This is a genomic window from Paraprevotella clara YIT 11840 (assembly GCF_000233955.1).
In the GTDB taxonomy this organism is placed as follows: domain Bacteria; phylum Bacteroidota; class Bacteroidia; order Bacteroidales; family Bacteroidaceae; genus Paraprevotella; species Paraprevotella clara.
The window spans coordinates 114,402-132,956 of record NZ_JH376581.1; the positions used below are offsets into that span (position 1 = coordinate 114,402).

The following is an 18,555-nucleotide window of genomic DNA, read 5'->3' on the forward strand; positions in this document are numbered from 1 at the left end:
ATATATAAGGTGTAATCTATCTTTTTTTTCTACTTTTGCTGCCGAAATTTTATAAAGGTACAGACCATGCAGAAAAATTTGGTGATCGTGGAGTCTCCTGCCAAAGCCAAAACCATCGAAAAGTTTTTGGGAGCAGACTACAAAGTATTATCCAGTTACGGGCACATCCGTGACTTAAAGAAAAAAGAGTTCAGCATCGACACGACGAACTTCGCACCGCAATATGAGATACCTTCCGAAAAGACCAAACTGGTGAACGAACTGAAAGCGGAAGCCAAAAATGCCGGAACCGTCTGGCTGGCTTCCGATGAGGACCGTGAAGGAGAGGCTATCTCATGGCATTTGTATGAAGTGCTCGGCCTGAAACCGGAACAAACCAAACGTATCGTGTTCCACGAAATCACCAAACCTGCCATCCTGCAAGCCATCGAACACCCGAGGGACATCGACCTCAATCTGGTAAACGCCCAACAGGCACGGCGGGTGCTCGACCGTATCGTGGGTTTCAAACTCTCTCCGGTGCTTTGGAAGAAAGTAAAACCCGCGCTTTCTGCCGGACGCGTGCAAAGCGTGGCCGTACGCCTGATTGTGGAACGCGAACGGGAAATCCAACAGTTCAAAAGCGAAGAAAGTTATCGCGTAGTAGCCCTTTTCACGCCTGCCAATAGCAAGGAAGGCACGGAAATCAAGGCCGAACTGAACCAACGTTTCAAAAACAAGGAGGAAGCCACTCGTTTCCTGGAAAGCTGCAAAGGCGCGGCCTTTACCATCCGCGACATCGCCACACGACCGCAAAAACGCATGCCGGCGGCTCCGTTCACCACTTCTACGCTGCAACAGGAAGCGGCCCACAAACTCGGTTTTACCGTGGCGCAAACTATGATGATAGCCCAACGCCTTTATGAATCCGGGCGCATCACCTACATGCGTACGGACTCTGTCAATTTGTCTTCGCTGTGCATCAATGCCAGCACGGCAGTCATCAAAGAACTCATGGGCGAACGTTACGTCAAGAGCCGCCAATTCCATACCAAAACGAAAGGAGCGCAGGAAGCCCACGAGGCCATCCGCCCTACCTATATGGACCAGACGGAAATAGAGGGTACGCCACAGGAACGCCGTCTGTACGACTTGATATGGAAACGTACGGTCGCTTCCCAAATGGCCGATGCTGAAATAGAAAAAACTACCGCTACCATCCAGATAAGCGGACAAGACGCCGCTTTCGTCGCCACAGGAGAAGTCATCAAATTCGACGGTTTCCTGAAGGTATATCGGGAAAGTTTCGACGAAGACTCGGAGAACGAGACGGCGGAAGGCAACCTGCTCCCCCCGATGGAGACCGGACAGCAACTGGAACGAAAAGAGATACAAGCCCTGCAACGGTTCACCCAACACCCTCCACGCTACAACGAAGCCAGCCTGGTTAAAAAACTGGAAGAATTGGGCATCGGGCGCCCTTCTACTTACGCTCCTACCATCAGTACCATACAACAACGCGAATACGTGACCAAAGGAGACAAGGGAGGAGAAGAAAAGGAACTGGTTATCCTTACATTGAAAGGAGACACCATCAGCCAACAAGCCAAACAAACCGTCATCGGAGCCGAAAGGGGCAAGTTGGTTCCGACAGATGTGGGGACGGTGGTCAACGACTTCCTTTTACAATATTTCCCCGAAATCATGGATTATAACTTCACGGCCGAGGTGGAAAAGAAGTTCGACGACATCGCAGAAGGAAAAACGGAATGGACGCAAATGATGAAAGACTTCTACGGCGACTTCGAACCGGAGGTGGAAAAAACCCTCAATGCCAAATCCGAGCATAAAGTGGGCGAACGTTTGTTGGGCACGGACCCGCAAAGCGGAAAGCCTGTATTTGTCAAAATCGGGCGTTTCGGCCCGGTGGTGCAAATCGGAACGGCCGAGGATGAGGAGAAACCGAGGTTCGCCCAGATGAAGAACGGGCAAAGCCTGGAAACCATCACTCTGGAAGAAGCCCTCGAACTGTTCAAACTTCCTCGCGACCTCGGCACTTTTGAAAACACGACCGTATCCATCGGTACCGGACGTTTCGGCCCTTACGTCTTGCACAACAAGAAATATGTCTCGCTCCCCAAAGGCAGCGACCCGATGAGCGTCACCCTCCAAGAGGCCATCAAACTCATCATCGAAAAACGACAGGCCGAAGTGGAACGCCATTTGAGAAAATTTGAAGAAGAGCCGGAATTGGAAGTACTCAACGGACGCTACGGCCCTTACATCGCCTACAAAGGCAATAATTACCGATTGCCGAAGACTCTGGCAGAACGTGCCAAAGAACTAACACTGGAGGAGTGCATGACCGTGGTCAAGGAACAAGACGAGAAACCTAAAACGACGGCACGTAAAAGAACTTATAGCAAGAAAAAATGACACGTATCATCTTAATCGGTTACATGGGAGCCGGAAAGACGACCGTGGGAAAGGCATTGTCCCAAAGCCTGGCTCTCCCGTTTTATGATTTAGACTGGTATATCGAAGAACGCTACCGCCGGACCATCCCCCAAATATTCGCGGAAAACGGAGAAAACGGATTCCGTGAGATCGAACAGAAAATCCTGCACGAGGTAGCCGAGTTCGAGAATGTCATTATTTCCTGCGGTGGGGGAACACCTTGCTTTTTCGACAACATGGAATACATGAACCGGCAGGCACAAACGGTATACCTGAAAGCTTCTCCCGACGTGCTGTTCCAGCATCTGAAGATGGGAAAGGTGGAACGTCCTCTGTTGAAAGACAAAACGGAGGATGAGATGAAACAATATATCCGGGATTCCCTCGCGATACGCGAACCCTTTTACAGCCGGGCACAATATACATTAGATGTCAGCTTATTAGAGAACTACGATAAAATAAAGGACTCCGTCCGTTTGCTTCGTGAACTATTAAACCTATAAAGAACGTAATGAGAAAATGGCGTATTGAAGACTCCGAAGAATTGTACAACATCAACGGATGGGGAGTCAACTATTTTGGAATCAACGAAAAAGGGCACGTTTACGTAACCCCGAGAAAGGATAGCGTAAAAGTCGATTTAAGGGAACTGATGGACGAATTGGCCATTCGGGACATGTCGGCTCCCGTATTGGTACGGTTTCCCGACATTCTGGACAACCGTATCGAGAAAACCAGCAATTGCTTCGAGAAGGCTGCCAAGGAATATGACTACAAAGGAGAGAATTTCATCATTTATCCCATTAAGGTCAACCAAATACGTCCCGTGGTAGAAGAGGTCATCAGCCATGGCAAGAAATTCAACTTGGGACTGGAAGCCGGTTCCAAACCGGAACTGCATGCGGTCATCGCTGTCAATACCGACTCAGCCTCTCCCATCATCTGCAACGGTTACAAAGACCATAATTACATAGAACTGGCTTTATTGGCCCAAAAGATGGGCAAACGCATCTTCCTGGTGGTAGAGAAACTCAACGAGCTGAACACCATCTACGAGGTTGCCCAGAAACTCAACGTAAGACCCAATATCGGTATCCGTATCAAATTGGCTTCGTCCGGCAGCGGGAAATGGGAAGAAAGCGGCGGAGATGCCAGCAAGTTCGGTCTGACGTCCAGTGAACTGCTGGAAGCACTCGACATGTTGGAAGCCAAAGGTATGAAAGACTGCCTGAAACTTATCCATTTCCACATCGGCAGCCAGATTACCAAGATACGCCGCATACAGACCGCCCTGCGCGAAGCTTCGCAGTTTTACATCCAACTCCATCATCTGGGTTATGATGTGGAGTTTGTGGATTGCGGCGGCGGACTGGGAGTAGACTACGACGGTACACGCTCCAGCAATAGCGAAAGTTCTGTGAACTACTCCATTCAGGAATATGTGAACGACTGTATCTATACTTTCGTCGACGCTGCCAATAAAAACAATCTCCCGCATCCGAACCTGATTACGGAAAGCGGTCGGTCGCTGTCTGCCCACCATTCGGTGCTCATCATGCAAGTGCTGGAAACGGCCTCTCTTCCCCGTATGGACGAGAATTTCGAGCCTTCGCCGGAAGCTCACCAACTGGTAAAGGACATGTATGAGATTTGGGACAACCTGAACCCGCGTACCCTTCTGGAAGACTGGCACGACGCCCAACAAATCAGAGAAGAATCACTGGACCTGTTCAGCCACGGCATCGTAGACTTACGGACACGTGCCGACATCGAAAGCATGTATTGGAGCGTCACACGTGAAGTCAACCTTTTGGCACAAACCCAGAAACATATACCGGAAGAGCTTATGACGCTCGACAAACTATTGGCCGACAAGTATTTCTGCAATTTCTCGCTGTTCCAAAGCCTGCCGGACACATGGGCCATAGACCAACTCTTCCCCATCATGCCGATACAGCGGCTGGACGAACGTCCGAACACGCACGCCACGATACAGGATATCACCTGCGATTCGGACGGAAAAATCGCCAACTTCGTGACCAACAGCCATATCTCCCACAGCCTGCCGGTGCATACGTTGAAGAAAAGCGAAAACTATTACCTCGCCGTGTTCCTGGTCGGTGCCTATCAAGAAATATTGGGCGACATGCACAACCTGTTCGGCGACACCAATGCCGTACATGTTTCCGTGACGGACAAAGGATATACCATCGACCAAATCATCGACGGCGAAACCGTAGCCGAGGTGTTGGAATACGTGCAGTATGAACCGAAGAAACTGGTTCGCCGCCTCGAAATATGGGTGTCCAAATCCATCCAAAGCGGAAAGATTTCGCTCGAAGAGGGTAAAGAGTTCCTGAACAACTACCGCTCGGGACTTTATGGTTATACTTATTTGGAATGAACATGAAAGAGAAACTCACCATCATCAAAGTGGGCGGCAAAATCGTAGAGGAAGAAGACTCGCTCCACCAACTGCTGGCAGCTTTCACGGCCGTTGAAGGCCATAAGATATTGGTACATGGCGGAGGACGTTCCGCCACCAAAGTCGCAGCCCAATTAGGAATAGAAAGCCAAATGATCAACGGTCGCCGCGTCACGGACGCAGACATGCTGAATGTGGTCACCATGGTGTATGGCGGACTTGTCAACAAAAACATCGTGGTACGCCTTCAGGCACAAGGTGTCAACGCCTTAGGCTTGACCGGTGCCGACATGGACGTGATACGTTCTCACAAACGTCCGGTAAAGGATGTGGACTACGGTTTCGTAGGAGACGTAGACGCAGTAAACGGTACGCTTTTAGCCGACCTGATTCGTAAAGGCATCGTGCCCGTCATGGCTCCCTTGACGCACGACGGGCAGGGACATATCCTGAACACCAATGCCGACACCATTGCCGGGGAAACCGCCAAAGCCATGGCCGATGTGTTCGATGTCACCCTGATGTACTGTTTTGAAAAGAAAGGCGTATTGAGAGATGCAGAAGACGATGACAGCCTCATTCCTCATATCAACGAAAGCGAATTTAAACGTTACGTGGAGGAAGGCATCATACAAGGGGGAATGATTCCGAAATTGGAAAACTCATTTGAGGCCATCCATGCCGGAGTAAGCAAAGTCATTATCACTTTGGCCACAGCTATCGACGGCGTATCCGGCACAGTTATAGAGAGATAGGATAAGACGAAAAAAATATTTCAAAAAAAATGGCGGGTGAGTGTAACTTTTCAGGCACTCGCCCGTCATTATTACAGAGAGATGAAAGAAATCAGTTTTCGGAACGATATATTGCCCCTGAAAGACAAACTCTATCGGTTGGCTCTTCGTATCACGTTCGACACGGCAGAAGCGGAAGACATCGTTCAAGAAACACTGATAAGGGTGTGGGACAAGCGCGATGAATGGCCGCAACTGACCTCTATCGAAGCTTATTGTCTGACCATTTGCAGGCACCTCTCCTTGGACAGAAGCGAAAAAAAAGAAGCGCAGCATGTCGCCTTGGACGAAAGCCTGCATAGCCGCCCCGATACTTCCACTCCATACGATAGCCTGACGGCTCGTGAAGGGCTTGGACTTCTTCAAAAACTGTTGAAAGAATTGCCCCAAACCCAACAGGACATCGTCCAACTGAGAGAAATAGAAGGCAAAAGCTATAAAGAGATTGCAGCAATTCTGAATCTGAGCGAAGAACAAGTGAAAGTCTATCTGTTCCGTGCCAGACAACGAATCAAACAAAAGTACACAGAAATACAAGGATATGGACTATAAGTACATAGAACAACTTCTGGAACGCTATTGGCAATGCGAAACCTCCTTGGAAGAAGAAGCCATACTGAAAACCTTCTTCAACCAAACCCATATACCGAGCCATCTCATGCCTTACAAGCCTCTCTTTGTAAGCGAAAAGATGTGGCAGGACGTGAAATTGGGTGAGGATTTTGACGCAAGAATCATGGCGCACATAGAGAAGGACGAACCGGTGAAAGCACGTAGAATCACGTGGGTACGCCGGATGATGCCTCTCTACAAAGCCGCTGCATCCGTAGCCATCATCCTCACGTTAGGCAATGCCGCACAAAGTTCTTTCCGCCGTGAAGCCACTGTGGAGAACGACTACAACTACGAGAACTATCAGGATTCGTACAATGATCCGGAAATGGCTTACAATCAGATATCCGATGCCTTACAAATGGTGTCGCAAAGCCTGAGCGAAGCATCCAAACAGGATTCTCTCCTGCAAATGCAGCCTAAAGAGACACAAAAAGAACAATAAAATGAAACGCGTTCTTTGCTTATTGTTAATAGCATGTTCTATCCACGTGTGGGGGCAGGACTTTGCGTCTAAGTTCATGGAACAGTGTGCCAAGGAAGACGGTGATATACAATGCCAGACCGTCAGTCCGATAATGATGGAGAAACTCATGGACACCATGACGGCCCCGAATGGAGACAGAGATGAAGAGGTTCCGGAATATCTCCTTTCCAAACTGAAAAGTGCCCGTATCATCACGGCGACAAAGCAAAGCGAGAAGCTCTTCCGTGAAGCCGAACAGCTCATAGAAAAGAACAAAAACAGATTTTCCCCGTTGGTAGAAAACCAACCCGGGCAAAACAATAAAGTCTTTGTCCGCAAACACGATGAAGTGATACGGGAACTGGTCGTGCTGAATCTGAATCCGGATGAGAAAACACTGACCATCGTCAATCTTACAGGAGATATGGATGACCGGTTCATGAAAATACTTTCATCGGGGAAACTCAAACAAGATTAATGGAACATTTTATGCTTTTTCTATATAAACAAGTTAGTGCTTAATAAAACGCAATGAAACTGTGAAGTTTCAATTCTCTCAAATTTTTTCATAACATACTAACGACGAAAAGGGTTGCCTGTGGAGGTGGCCCTTTTTCATTTTTACGGTTTTTGCATGCCTAAACCTTGATTTTTACTCAAGATTATACTATCTTTGAAGCGAATTCTAATTTTATAAACCTGGCCATTATATTATGTTAAGAAGAATTGTAATTGCTGCAGTGGCCGTATGTGCATTGGGAACAGTACACATTCAGGCACAAAAAAATGAGTTCTTCCGTCCCAAAGAAGTTTGGAACGACACGGAAGGCAACCCCATCAACGCTCATGGAGGCGGTATCTTATACCATAAAGGTATGTACTATTGGTACGGTGAATACAAGGTCGGTAAGACCGTCCTGCCCTCTGATGCAACTTGGGAGCGCTATCGCACAGACGTAACCGGTGTAAGTTGCTACTCCAGTAAGGACTTACTGAATTGGAAGTTCGAAGGAGTGGCCCTGAAAGCCATTACCGACGATCCGAACAGCGACATCCACCCGACGCAGGTACTCGAACGTCCTAAGGTGGTTTACAACAAAAAGACCAAGAAGTTTGTCATGTGGATGCACATAGACAGTCCGGACTACAGTAAAGCGGAGGCTGGTGTAGCCATCGCCGATTCACCGACAGGCCCGTTTAAGTATCTGAACGGATTCCGCCCGAACGGTACGATGAGCCGTGACCAAACCGTATTCGTGGACGATGACGGAACTGCCTACCAGTTCTCTTCGTCAGAAGAAAACCAGACCATGCACATCAACCGGCTGACTGAAGATTACACCAAACCGGACGGAAAATATGTACGCCGTTTCGTTGGTATGGCAAGGGAGGCACCTGCCGTCTTCAAACACGGAAACAAGTATTATATGCTTTCCAGCGGTTGTACCGGTTGGGATCCCAACAGTGCCGAGTTGGCAGTGGCCGACTCTATCATGGGAGAGTGGACGGTATTGGGAGACCCTTGTACTGGACCGGATGCCGAAAAGACATTCTACGGACAAAGCACTTTCGTTATCCCCGTGCAGGGCAAGAAGAACGCTTTCATAGCATGCTTCGACATGTGGAAAAAGAAAGACCTGCAAGACAGCCGTTACATCTGGTTGCCTATGATGATTGACAAGCAAACCAACAAAATTACGATTCCATGGCATGCCGAATGGAATCTGGATGTATTCAAAAAGAAATAGGCAAGATTACACATATTAAATACCCGACTTCCCCGCCACGTTTCTTACCGCAAGAACCGTATGGCGGGGATTTTGGAATCGTGATATATCTTCATGACAAACCCACAACAAAATGATGATAGACGGTAATTTTAAGATAACTACCGACCAACTGACTCTCACATTCACGGAGGGACAACGGCAGGACTTTTTCATCCAGCATACTCCCCACCGCGTGGAAATCATCTATCCTCCGCAAACGGATTTCGAACATTTGCAACCTTGGCTTTTCAAAGTCGTCACGGAGGCATTGCGCAAGCAAGCCAAGGCCATACTACCGCCACGGATTCAGGAATTGGCTTCCCGTCACGGATTCCATTACACCCGGCTCAGCATCAATTCTGCCCGTACACGTTGGGGAAGTTGCTCCAGCAAAGGACATATCAACCTGTCGCTATACCTGATGATTCTCCCCCTCCGGTTATCCGATTACGTACTGCTCCACGAGCTTTGCCACACCCAAGAGATGAACCACGGTCCCCGCTTTTGGACTTTAATGGACAGAGTGACCCAACAGCAATCCGGCACACTCAGAAATGAGTTGCGCCACTACCCGTCTCCATTCCGATAAGATAACATCGAGACGGCAGAGAGCCTCTGCATCCCTTACGTTCTCCCACACGTTTTTTACTGTCCCGACTCACCCTCTACCCCAAGCACCTTATCTAAATAACGGTAACCTACATATCCGCAAACCGCAGCTGCCAAAGCCCAAACGGAAGCTGCGCCGGCACCACCGCACAACTCCACCAAAGTCGTATCCGTATCTCCCGTACACCAAAGCATGGCAACACCCACAAAATTATTGAAGACATGTGCCACCACCGGAATCCAAATCGTACCCGACCGCCAGTACAACCAACCCAAAACCCAACCAAAAACTACGGCTCCCGGTATTTGTGCCGGATTGCCATGTACGGCTCCGAATATCAAGGCTGAAAGCAAAATGGCCATCCACGGACGCATCCTGTACCGGATAAGATGCCGCTGGATTCCCATCCGGAACACCAGTTCTTCGGTAAAAGGCCCGACCAAGACGATGGCCAAGACCCCCCAAGGGTTATACACAAGCGTGGCAAATACATCTTTATTCAAGTCTTCTAATGTCAAAGTCTCCAATAACAAGTTCACAACAAATATGACGGGCAACATCCATAAAACCACGACGGCGTATACAGGCCATTTTATTTGCCTGAAACGGAAACTTTTACGGTCTGTCCATCTCAACAAAGTCATCACCGACCATACCACAGCCCCGTTTAATAACAGAGAAATCCCCAAGGCCGATGGAGAAGATGCCAATGCATTCACATCCAAACGTCCTTCGTGAAGCAGATCCGAAAGATTGAAAAAGAACAAGACTGCCAAGGAAGACAAAACCTGGGCCAACAAAAAAATAATCACCAAACAAACCGTACGTTTCATACCAATCTCCTTTCCAAGCTATTGCTCCTTGTTTAAAATCATTCTCACCATAGCCTCATCCTCGCGAAGCTGATGAACCAAATCCCCTTTATTCCTGAACTTCTTTTCATCTCTTAAACGCCTGACGAAACTCAACGTCAAGCAACAACCGTACAAATCTCCGGCAAAATCCAACAAATGTACTTCTATGGTGCGATTCTCGCCGTTTTCCATCGTGGGCCGAAGACCGATATTCAACATCCCTCCCCAAACGTGTTCCTCTCCTCCTGTTCCTCCTTTGACCCAAACAGCATATACGCCGTTTTTAGGAATCAGTTTCTGTGCATCCTCAACCTGTATATTCGCCGTAGGAAAGCCCAGTTCATGCCCTACGTGGAAACCATGAACCACACGTCCCGTAATTTCGTACGGACGGGTCAGGCAACGTGCCGCCATTCCTACCTCGCCTTCGGCCAGACAAGCCCTGACCATAGACGAACTTACATTCACCTCGCTCATGGCAAAGGCGTCCGCACGAACGACTTCCATCCCCAATTCCCGTCCATATTCCACATATTCCGCAAATCCCTCCGAACGGTCATGTCCGAAACGATGGTCGTATCCGATAATCAGGACCTTTACAGATAACTTCTCTTTCAGTATTTCAACCATAAAGCGACGAGCTGACAAAGCTGCCAATGCCGTGGTGAAATCCAACGTCAGGCAATAATCCGCTCCCGTCGTAGTCAACTGCTCGCATTTCTCATCATATGTGGTCAGCAACTGAGGCTGATAAGCGGCTTGCATGACCTGACGCGGATGCGTACGGAAAGTGATCAGCAAGGAAGCCAAATCGTGCCCGGCGGCATAACGGGTCAACTGCCGTATCAAAAAGCGATGCCCCCGGTGCACGCCGTCGAAAAAACCAATCGTGGCGACACAAGCCTGATAAGGTAAGGGGTCAGTAAGCGTGATAAACTTCATTCTCCTTCATCATTACTCCAACAAACTGAACCAATCTTCCGGCTGTCGGGAATGGAACACCTGTATACCCAAACTCTCTGCCGTCCTGCAATTTTCGGAAGAGTCATCGACAAACAATGTCTCTTCCGGCTTCAACCCGGCTTCGGCCAACACCTTACGGAATATCCGTTCGTCCGGTTTGGCCAAATGCATCTGGAAGGACAGGAATATGCGGTCGAAACAATCTTCCATCTCCAACCCAGTAGAAGCCATCAATTCACGGCATGAATATGCCCAGTGCATGGCATTCGTATTACTGAGCATATAAGTGCGGTAATCCGTCCGCAGATTACGGATGGTTTGCATGCGACGAGCCGGAATCCCGACCAACATCTTATTCCAAGCCCGAAAGATTTCTTCATCTTTCACATCCGCCCCGACTTTCTTCCGCACATAAGTGCAAAACTCATCCGGTGACATCTCTCCGGTTTCCATCAAGGCAAACACCCCGTCCTGCACATAATCATTGATATAAGCGTGGGCTTCAAAGCCCAACGCCTCAAAAGCATGAACCGCTGCCTGCTTGTCCAAATCCACGATAATACCGCCGAAATCGAAAATAATATTTTTTATCCGTTTATCCATTTCATTCTGCTTTTTTCCGGCAAAGCCGTTTAAAGAGACGGCCTGCCTCTCCGACCCATAATACAAGAGAGCTTACAGCAAGCAATATCCCCCAGTCCCTGGCCGCCAAAGGTACAGTGCGAAATACCGGTCCGCCGAACTGTACAATCAGCCACTGACCACAGAGGATAAGGCATAATACAGTCAACACGCCGGCACACCGGGAAAGATGTTTGAAAGCCGAATCTGTCGTAGAATAAGTCTTTGCATTCAACAAATTCCAGAACTGCAACAAGACAAAGAATGTGAAAAACAGGGTCAAATCATATACATCCATTCCTCCGGTGATTTCTATACGGAGGAGCATGGCCAACAAGAACACGACAAAAGCTGTCCCATAGCCCAGTATCGACGTCCATATCGGACGTGTGATGATGAATTGCCCTACAGGACGCGGCTTCTCGTTCATCACGTTCGGGTCGGCCGGTAACGAAGCCAAAGCCAAAGCCGCAAAAGTATCCATGATGATATTCACCCACAACATTTGGGTAACGGTCAACGGAAGAGTCGTCCCCATGAACGCGCCGATAAGCACGACCAGCAAAGCGGTGAAATTAATAGTCAACTGGAACATGACAAAACGTTGGATATTCTTATACAACGATCGTCCCCACATGACAGCCGTGACGATGCTACGGAACGAATCGTCAAGCAATGTAATGTCACTGGCTTCCTTGGCTACCGAAGTCCCCGACCCCATCGACAGACCGACTTGGGCAAAGTTCAACGCCGGAGCATCGTTCGTCCCGTCGCCGGTCACAGCCACGACTTCCCCCTCCGTCTGCAACAACTTCACCAACCGTTGCTTGTCCAACGGACGGGCACGGCTCATCACCTTCAAATCCTTGATACGTTGCAGGGCTTCTTCGTCGCTCAACGCAGCAAAGTCAACACCCCGCATGCAATTCTTCTTTTCGTCGTCTCCTTCTTTCCACAAACCGATTTGACGGGCTATTTCCACAGCGGTACCCGTGCTGTCGCCCGTCACGACCTTGATTTGCACCCCGGCCTTCAAGCAGTTCTCCACGGCCTGAGGCACTTCCGGGCGCACAGGATCACTAATAGCCGCCAAGCCCAACAAGGTCAATCCGCCGGATTGTACCAAAGCCGCACAATCGGCATCCGTATCCGCCACTTCCTTGTAGGCCAACAACAAAGTACGCTGCGCGTGCATCTGCCAGTCTTTCAGCCGGGCATGATACCCGGCAATTTGCTCTTCCGATACCCCCCGGCAAAGTCCCAAAACGATTTCGGGCGCCCCTTTCACATATACAACCTTTCGTCCCAACACGGAGGAATCCACTATCGTAGCCATATATTTCCGCTCTGAAGAGAAAGGCAGACGAGCCACTTCTTCCGCTCCTTGGCGCACCTTCATATAATCCGAACCGCGCCCTTGCATCCAAAGCAACAAAGCCACTTCCGTGGGATTTCCCAACCCCTCCGTACGGGATTCATTTAAAAAGGCAGTCGTATTGCACGCGATAGCTTCATCCAAGAGTGCCGAATCCTCATCTTGCATCAGCATTTGCGACACGGTCATGCGATTTTGTGTCAGTGTCCCTGTCTTGTCCGTACAAATCACCGTAATGGCCCCCATCGTCTCGCAAGCATGCATCTTACGTACCAAGTTATTGGTTTTCAGCATACGGCGCATATTCAATGCCAGACTTAACGTCACAGCCATCGGCAATCCCTCGGGAACAGCCATGACAATCAACGTCACAGCCATCATGAAATTATTCAGCACCATCCCAAACACATGCCAATAGTTCTCACTCCCCCACACATCGACCTTGGGGACATATTCCATCAAACCATGTACCGTAAATATCGTAAACGTAAGGAACGCCACGGTATAGCCTATCTTACTAATGAAACCGGCCAAACGATCCAACTGCTTGTTCAATGGGGTCTTCTCACCGGTCAGCACCGTCGCTTCACGAGCTACCTGACCAATCTCCGTATGGTCGCCCACAGCTATCACACGAGCCGTAGCACTCCCCTCTACAATGGTCGTGCCGCGCATCAATCGATTCGTGGCATACGGGGCATTTTTATCAAAATCCGAATGGCTCGTACTTTTCCGCGTAACCGGCTCTCCCGTCAGATTCGATTCATTCACCTGCAAACTTTCAGCCTTCAACAACTCGGCATCGGCAGGTATCTCGTCTCCAGTTTCCAACATGATGATGTCTCCCACCACAAGCTCCTTACGCGGAACTTCACACACCTGTCCGTTCCGTACAACCCGTACAAAAGCCTCGCTCCCCAAAGCATTCAACACATCGAATTTACGGGCGGCATCGTACTCAAAATAAAAGCCGATGCCTGTAGCCAACAATATGGCACACACGATTCCGATGGTTTCTGCAAATTCATTTTCCACAAAAGCGACTACAAAAGACAACAAGGCGGCTACCAACAATATCCGTATTACGGGGTCCTGAAATTTCTCCAAATAAAGCCTCCACATTGAAGGGCGTTTCGGCGGGGTCAGTTCGTTACTCCCATGACGGGCACGTCTCTCTTCTACTTGCCGGTCGTTCAAACCGACACTCAACCAATCAGTCTCTTTTGTACTCATCTTTACCTTAAATTATATGCGATTTCTGTTTCATACATCATTCCACGATGCGAAAATACAATAGTTCCGGCAATATTGAAAGCTTTTCCCTCCATTTTTTACCTTTATTGTTTGCATATCTCAATAAATCATATTACTTTTGCACTGCAATTTCAAAAAGAAGTTGTTTCGGACTTGTAGCTCAGTTGGTTAGAGCAACAGACTCATAATCTGGAGGTCCCTGGTTCAAGCCCAGGCTGGTCCACGAAGAAAATCAAGCACTTACAAAGATTTTGTAGGTGCTTTTTCTTTTGTCGGTGACCTTCAGGTGACCTTTTTAAAGCGAAACTTTATAAAAGTGACCTTCTGAAATTTCATTGGATTGCAGAGAATTTTTATCGATTTTTATCCTATTGTGGACTTGATATTGCGAAACATAATGCACACTTCAAGTTGAAAACAGGATTTCCCATTAAATATATTGGTAAGTCGTTGGAAACAAAGAATAAACCAATTCGTAGGCTAATATAGAGATAAAGCGTTATAAAGTTGATACATTGGAGCTTGAATTCGGATATTTCCTTCTGTCTTTCAGTAAAATTTTATACTTTTGTATTCGGATTGGGGAAACCTATGTCCAAGACATATTGCTCAATAGCTTCACAATCACCACCGCAAGTAAAAAGAGCATATAATCAATATTGGGACTGCACCCATACGGGCGCAGACATCCAATATTTGATGATAGTTTGTGGTGAACCGTGAAGCGTATGGCGATTGTCTGCGCTTTTTTTGTAACCAAAAACAAGAAAAATATGGGAGTAATGAATCTTAAAGGAGTTCGTGAATTGGGAAAGTTTGTATTTCTGATAACCATGTTCCTCACAGCCACTTTCGCATTTGCTCAAAATGAACCTGAAACCACCAAGCCATTGACAGACATGGAGGTCATTCGTAAAGTTGCAGTTCTTGACATTGAGGGGAAAATGTATGAGAATGTAACAATCTCTTTCAAATCAATAACGCCTGATTATTTTATAACGGACAAGTATAGGGTTAAAGTGAAAGTTGTTGATAGGGATGGTAAATCTATTTATAAGAAGACGCTTAAAAATGCTTTTTTATATGTTTTCTCTAATGGGCAGATACAAGTAGGGAAACCGAATTTCAACCAAATACTCGTCACAAAGACAGAACTGACGGACGATAATATTGGCGTAATCAGGGAAAAAGAAGGCGTATATTGATGCAACATTCTCAAAGATACCAACATTTTGCTCTTGATGTTAATAACGACATCATTGACATTCATAATACCGATAGTTCATGCGAGCAACGGTATTTCTGTCCGCATTGCCATAACGAAATGATAGCCAAGCGTGGCAATATCCGTCAATGGCACTTTGCCCACAAAACAGATAAATGTTCTTACGATAGCTATTTGCATTCCATTGCCGAAAAGATGATAATGAATTGGTTTAACCAAAAAGAAAGCATTATTTTGGAAATGGATGCCTACAAGAAATGTAGTAAATATGATAACTGCATATTCCGTATGGATGAGTATTGTACGGGTAAGACAACTATTCGGTACAATCTAAAAGAATATTATTCAAAATGTACCCAAGAACGAGGATATGAGGGTTTTGTTGCTGATTTGTTTTGTGAGAGTGAAGGCAAACCGAATTCTCCCATATTTATAGAAATCTTTGTGACACATGAGTGTAGTCAAGAAAAGAAAGATTCAGGCATTCGCATCATTGAATTTCATATTCAGTCGGAAGAAGACATACTGCATATCATAAATTCCACTCAAATAACGGAAGGAAACATGGTGCGGTTGTATAATTTCAAGCGCAAAACTTTCAAGAAAGATGATTTTATACAACCTTTTCAAAAATACATGTTATATCCTACTCTGAAAAGTTTCGTGGACAAGGAGAGATATACGTGCAGAAATTACAACCTATCCCATCGAGGTATTTATGAGATAAGTATGCCATACGATGATTGTATTCCGTATTTCCTTAATAGCGGTGGACTATATACGGTAGGCAAAGTAAAAGCTTATCTGGATGGATATCTCAAGAAAGATTGTCAGATATGTAGATGGCAATCGAGTGATTGGACAGGTGATAACTTTTGTAAACTATACAAGAAATGTGGCAATCCCAAATATTGTAAGGATAATGATGCTTCGAAATGTATAATGTTTGGAGAGGATAGGGAAATGATACAGCGTGTAATTTCGGATTTCAATGATTATATGAAAGAGAATCACGTAGATGTTTGGAAAGGAGAGGTGTTGGATGCCCAAAAAAATGTATGATATTATTTATTATAGTACTTCATCAATATAAAGTTCACGTTCCTTTTGAGCTTCCTCATGTTCTTTGAGTTTCCTTTCCAACCGCTCAAAGTAAACGTCACCGAGTCCTTTCGCTTCAAGTGTTTTATCAAACATATCAATGATTTCATCTGAAATTTCTTCTTCATCGTCATCTTCGTTCCAATCATCCAAAGCGGCAAATATATCTTCCCCGTTATCTTCTTTCTCTGATAAAGAAGTATCTTCAACCTCTACTTCATCCTCACACTCAATATCCGGCCCTAACATATCGATAAGCTCGTCAATGGAATACTCTCTTTTCTCTGGAGTATTCTCCGCAGCTTCTTCTTGGGTAATAGGCTCGTTTACGCTCGCTTCCTGTTCTTGAACAATAACAGGCTTTTCTTCTACTGCTTTCTTTTTCTTTGGAGATTTCTTTTTAGCTCCTACAACCTCAGTAGTCAAAGGTTGTTCTTCTTGGGTTCTCTTCTTACGTGTCATAACTTTATTTATTTTGATATTAATAATTCCCCGAGTCATTGAATTTTCGGTTAATACATATATCCACTTTTTTGCCGGAATATAAAAGGAAAAGGTTTTTTAACTATATTCTTAATCAGATTTAAGCCCTCGCACCGGTAATTTAGCATAAAGAAAGCTCGGTTATCCTAATGAGTAGGTATTACCGGGCAAGGAGAAAAAACTGCTCATATAAGCTATATAGGCTACAAGAACGAAGTCAAAAGGTTGGTATTCTTAGTTCGCTCTTCTTTCTCGAAGCTCGCCAGATATGTCTCTGTAGTTCTTAGGTCGGTATGCCCCAAAGATTCGCTTATATACGAGATATTGACTCCGCTTCGTTTCAATACGGTTGCGTATGAGTGTCTTGCGGTGTATGTGGTAATGTTGCCGATTCCCAATTCTTCACCTATCAACTTCATACGCTTGTTTATTCGTTTCACTATGCCACGAGTTATGGCCTTAGCTTCGATTGCCGTTTCATTCCCTTTCATATATGGAAATATATAATTATCAGGCAGAGGTTTATTCCCCCATTTATCAATGACAGCCTGCATTTGTACTGAAATAGTTGCTCGTATCTCTTTTCTGTTTTTTGTTGTACGTTCGGTTTTCTGCCTCACAAAGCATATCTCACCGTCCACAATATCCGAGAACTTTAGTTTCAGCATGTCTGTCGGATTGATACCGTTACACAAGTAAATGAATATCCAAAGGTCTTTATACCTATTAGTCGTTTCATTTTCGCTCTTATAATCGAAAATAGCTTTCAACTGTTTCTTTGTCAAGCCTTTCTTTCTTCCAATACCGGTCTTTATCTCAAACAAACCTTTTCCAAATGGGTATTGCGACTCTTTGATAACTCCAGCTCTCTTTGCTTCATTCATCAAAGTACGAATATTCCTCATGTGCATACCGATTGTAGAAACGCTTCTTGCCTTTGACCAAAGTTTCTCGCATTTCTGCAACCATTCAACGGTAATGGCACTGAACGGAATATCTTTACCTCCAACTTCTTCAACCATAACTAAAGTGCATTTGAAGAATTGCATTGTTCCGATTCTATCTTCGCTTTTCAATTCCTCAATTTTTGCTCTTATGGCATTATTTAGAGTGTCTCCGGTTGCTTTTCCCAAACGTAAATTGAGCGTATTGAAAGAGAATGTTCCCTTTTCTACCAATGCTTCAACACTCATCCGGACTAAAGAAAAACTGCTTTCAATGGCTTGTTTGATTTTTCTGTTTTCAAACGATTTATTATCCGGCAGCTTATTCCATTCTTCTTTTGTCATACAAATACCAATGGAATAATATTTGGGCTTCTTCTGATAATAAACCTTGATTTTAACAGGATATTTACCCTCCTTGTTGATTGTACGTGCATCCAGTACCGTAGAAACTACGACACCATCTTTAGAATAATTGAACATGATTTTTAGTAATTACATGTAAGCGGAATTGCTTGCAATAATCTATATATCCATTTTTTAAGGGAAATATAAACGGTTTCAAAACGTTTTGAAGCCTTTTGAATATTGGTTTTGAATGATTTAAATGTTATCTGAACAAG

General features: G+C 46.0%; 17 protein-coding genes and 1 tRNA gene. 12 read left to right on the top strand and 6 right to left on the bottom strand.

The window, feature by feature from the left end; translation table 11 throughout:
- The first annotated feature begins 66 nt into the window (after window positions 1-66).
- The 9 genes from topA (at window position 67) to HMPREF9441_RS02135 (ending at window position 9,091) form a co-directional block, all read left to right on the top strand.
- A complete protein-coding gene (gene topA / locus HMPREF9441_RS02095; RefSeq protein WP_008617440.1) occupies window positions 67-2,415 on the top strand; it encodes a type I DNA topoisomerase in 2,349 nt (782 codons plus the stop codon).
- On the top strand, window positions 2,412-2,939 hold the full coding sequence (locus tag HMPREF9441_RS02100; protein ID WP_008617441.1) for a shikimate kinase: 528 nt from the start codon (window positions 2,412-2,414) through the stop codon (window positions 2,937-2,939). Before topA ends, HMPREF9441_RS02100 begins: the two co-directional genes overlap by 4 nt.
- An 8-nt stretch (window positions 2,940-2,947) precedes the next feature.
- On the top strand, window positions 2,948-4,840 hold the full coding sequence (gene speA, locus HMPREF9441_RS02105) for a biosynthetic arginine decarboxylase (protein WP_008617442.1): 1,893 nt from the start codon (window positions 2,948-2,950) through the stop codon (window positions 4,838-4,840).
- 2 nt (window positions 4,841-4,842) lie between these two features.
- A complete protein-coding gene (gene argB / locus HMPREF9441_RS02110) occupies window positions 4,843-5,616 on the top strand; it encodes an acetylglutamate kinase (protein WP_039864803.1) in 774 nt (257 codons plus the stop codon).
- 81 nt (window positions 5,617-5,697) lie between these two features.
- Window positions 5,698-6,207: an RNA polymerase sigma factor gene (locus HMPREF9441_RS02115; protein ID WP_008617444.1), complete on the top strand. Its 510-nt coding sequence runs from the start codon at window positions 5,698-5,700 to the stop codon at window positions 6,205-6,207.
- Window positions 6,197-6,712, top strand: coding sequence for a hypothetical protein (locus HMPREF9441_RS02120; RefSeq protein ID WP_008617445.1), 516 nt, complete (start codon window positions 6,197-6,199; stop codon window positions 6,710-6,712). Before HMPREF9441_RS02115 ends, HMPREF9441_RS02120 begins: the two co-directional genes overlap by 11 nt.
- Before the next feature lies 1 nt (window position 6,713).
- Window positions 6,714-7,211, top strand: coding sequence for a DUF4252 domain-containing protein (locus HMPREF9441_RS02125; protein ID WP_008617446.1), 498 nt, complete (start codon window positions 6,714-6,716; stop codon window positions 7,209-7,211).
- Window positions 7,212-7,446: 235 nt separating this feature from the next.
- Window positions 7,447-8,481 (top strand): glycoside hydrolase family 43 protein, encoded by a 1,035-nt coding sequence (locus tag HMPREF9441_RS02130; protein WP_008617448.1) that lies wholly within the window; start codon window positions 7,447-7,449, stop codon window positions 8,479-8,481.
- A 112-nt stretch (window positions 8,482-8,593) separates the two neighbouring features.
- The gene (locus tag HMPREF9441_RS02135; protein WP_008617450.1) at window positions 8,594-9,091 is read left to right on the top strand and encodes a M48 family metallopeptidase; all 498 of its coding nucleotides are present in this window, start codon (window positions 8,594-8,596) and stop codon (window positions 9,089-9,091) included.
- Between the two features lie 56 nt (window positions 9,092-9,147).
- Here the strand turns inward: HMPREF9441_RS02135 and HMPREF9441_RS02140 are convergent, their stop codons facing one another.
- From HMPREF9441_RS02140 to HMPREF9441_RS02155, 4 genes are read right to left on the bottom strand one after another with little or no spacing between them, the layout of a single operon-like run.
- The gene (locus tag HMPREF9441_RS02140) at window positions 9,148-9,945 is read right to left on the bottom strand and encodes a CPBP family intramembrane glutamic endopeptidase (protein WP_008617452.1); all 798 of its coding nucleotides are present in this window, start codon (window positions 9,943-9,945) and stop codon (window positions 9,148-9,150) included.
- Window positions 9,946-9,963: 18 nt separating this feature from the next.
- Entirely contained in the window at window positions 9,964-10,908 is a 945-nt protein-coding gene (gene ribF / locus HMPREF9441_RS02145; RefSeq protein WP_008617454.1) for a riboflavin biosynthesis protein RibF, read from the bottom strand.
- A gap of 12 nt (window positions 10,909-10,920) precedes the next feature.
- Entirely contained in the window at window positions 10,921-11,532 is a 612-nt protein-coding gene (locus tag HMPREF9441_RS02150; RefSeq protein ID WP_008617455.1) for an HAD family hydrolase, read from the bottom strand.
- Window position 11,533: 1 nt separating this feature from the next.
- Window positions 11,534-14,158 (bottom strand): calcium-translocating P-type ATPase, PMCA-type, encoded by a 2,625-nt coding sequence (locus HMPREF9441_RS02155; RefSeq protein WP_008617465.1) that lies wholly within the window; start codon window positions 14,156-14,158, stop codon window positions 11,534-11,536.
- Between the two features lie 170 nt (window positions 14,159-14,328).
- On the opposite strand from HMPREF9441_RS02155, the gene HMPREF9441_RS02160 reads away from it, so the two are divergent.
- From HMPREF9441_RS02160 to HMPREF9441_RS02170, 3 genes are all read left to right on the top strand, one after another.
- Window positions 14,329-14,402, top strand: a tRNA-Ile gene (locus HMPREF9441_RS02160).
- Window positions 14,403-14,952: 550 nt separating this feature from the next.
- A complete protein-coding gene (locus HMPREF9441_RS02165) occupies window positions 14,953-15,384 on the top strand; it encodes a hypothetical protein (RefSeq protein ID WP_244949572.1) in 432 nt (143 codons plus the stop codon).
- Window positions 15,384-16,466, top strand: coding sequence for a competence protein CoiA family protein (locus HMPREF9441_RS02170; RefSeq protein WP_008617467.1), 1,083 nt, complete (start codon window positions 15,384-15,386; stop codon window positions 16,464-16,466). Before HMPREF9441_RS02165 ends, HMPREF9441_RS02170 begins: the two co-directional genes overlap by 1 nt.
- 9 nt (window positions 16,467-16,475) lie before the next feature.
- Here the strand turns inward: HMPREF9441_RS02170 and HMPREF9441_RS02175 are convergent, their stop codons facing one another.
- Both HMPREF9441_RS02175 and HMPREF9441_RS02180 read right to left on the bottom strand, forming a co-directional pair.
- On the bottom strand, window positions 16,476-16,967 hold the full coding sequence (locus HMPREF9441_RS02175) for a hypothetical protein (protein ID WP_172634903.1): 492 nt from the start codon (window positions 16,965-16,967) through the stop codon (window positions 16,476-16,478).
- Window positions 16,968-17,191: 224 nt separating this feature from the next.
- Window positions 17,192-18,415, bottom strand: a complete 1,224-nt coding sequence (locus tag HMPREF9441_RS02180; protein ID WP_008617469.1) for a site-specific integrase — start codon at window positions 18,413-18,415, stop codon at window positions 17,192-17,194.
- Window positions 18,416-18,555 lie beyond the last annotated feature (140 nt).

Bases quoted from the DNA above. Each gene is read 5' to 3' on its own strand.
- HMPREF9441_RS02150 (WP_008617455.1), bottom strand. From the start codon at position 11,532: ATGGATAAACGGATAAAAAATATTATTTTCGATTTCGGCGGTATTATC.
- speA (WP_008617442.1), top strand. From the start codon at position 2,948: ATGAGAAAATGGCGTATTGAAGACTCCGAAGAATTGTACAACATCAAC.
- HMPREF9441_RS02140 (WP_008617452.1), bottom strand. From the start codon at position 9,945: ATGAAACGTACGGTTTGTTTGGTGATTATTTTTTTGTTGGCCCAGGTT.
- HMPREF9441_RS02155 (WP_008617465.1), bottom strand. From the start codon at position 14,158: ATGAGTACAAAAGAGACTGATTGGTTGAGTGTCGGTTTGAACGACCGG.
- argB (WP_039864803.1), top strand. From the start codon at position 4,843: ATGAAAGAGAAACTCACCATCATCAAAGTGGGCGGCAAAATCGTAGAG.
- HMPREF9441_RS02115 (WP_008617444.1), top strand. From the start codon at position 5,698: ATGAAAGAAATCAGTTTTCGGAACGATATATTGCCCCTGAAAGACAAA.
- HMPREF9441_RS02135 (WP_008617450.1), top strand. From the start codon at position 8,594: ATGATGATAGACGGTAATTTTAAGATAACTACCGACCAACTGACTCTC.
- HMPREF9441_RS02130 (WP_008617448.1), top strand. From the start codon at position 7,447: ATGTTAAGAAGAATTGTAATTGCTGCAGTGGCCGTATGTGCATTGGGA.
- ribF (WP_008617454.1), bottom strand. From the start codon at position 10,908: ATGAAGTTTATCACGCTTACTGACCCCTTACCTTATCAGGCTTGTGTC.
- HMPREF9441_RS02120 (WP_008617445.1), top strand. From the start codon at position 6,197: ATGGACTATAAGTACATAGAACAACTTCTGGAACGCTATTGGCAATGC.
- HMPREF9441_RS02100 (WP_008617441.1), top strand. From the start codon at position 2,412: ATGACACGTATCATCTTAATCGGTTACATGGGAGCCGGAAAGACGACC.
- HMPREF9441_RS02165 (WP_244949572.1), top strand. From the start codon at position 14,953: ATGGGAGTAATGAATCTTAAAGGAGTTCGTGAATTGGGAAAGTTTGTA.
- HMPREF9441_RS02170 (WP_008617467.1), top strand. From the start codon at position 15,384: ATGCAACATTCTCAAAGATACCAACATTTTGCTCTTGATGTTAATAAC.
- topA (WP_008617440.1), top strand. From the start codon at position 67: ATGCAGAAAAATTTGGTGATCGTGGAGTCTCCTGCCAAAGCCAAAACC.
- HMPREF9441_RS02180 (WP_008617469.1), bottom strand. From the start codon at position 18,415: ATGTTCAATTATTCTAAAGATGGTGTCGTAGTTTCTACGGTACTGGAT.
- HMPREF9441_RS02125 (WP_008617446.1), top strand. From the start codon at position 6,714: ATGAAACGCGTTCTTTGCTTATTGTTAATAGCATGTTCTATCCACGTG.
- HMPREF9441_RS02175 (WP_172634903.1), bottom strand. From the start codon at position 16,967: ATGACACGTAAGAAGAGAACCCAAGAAGAACAACCTTTGACTACTGAG.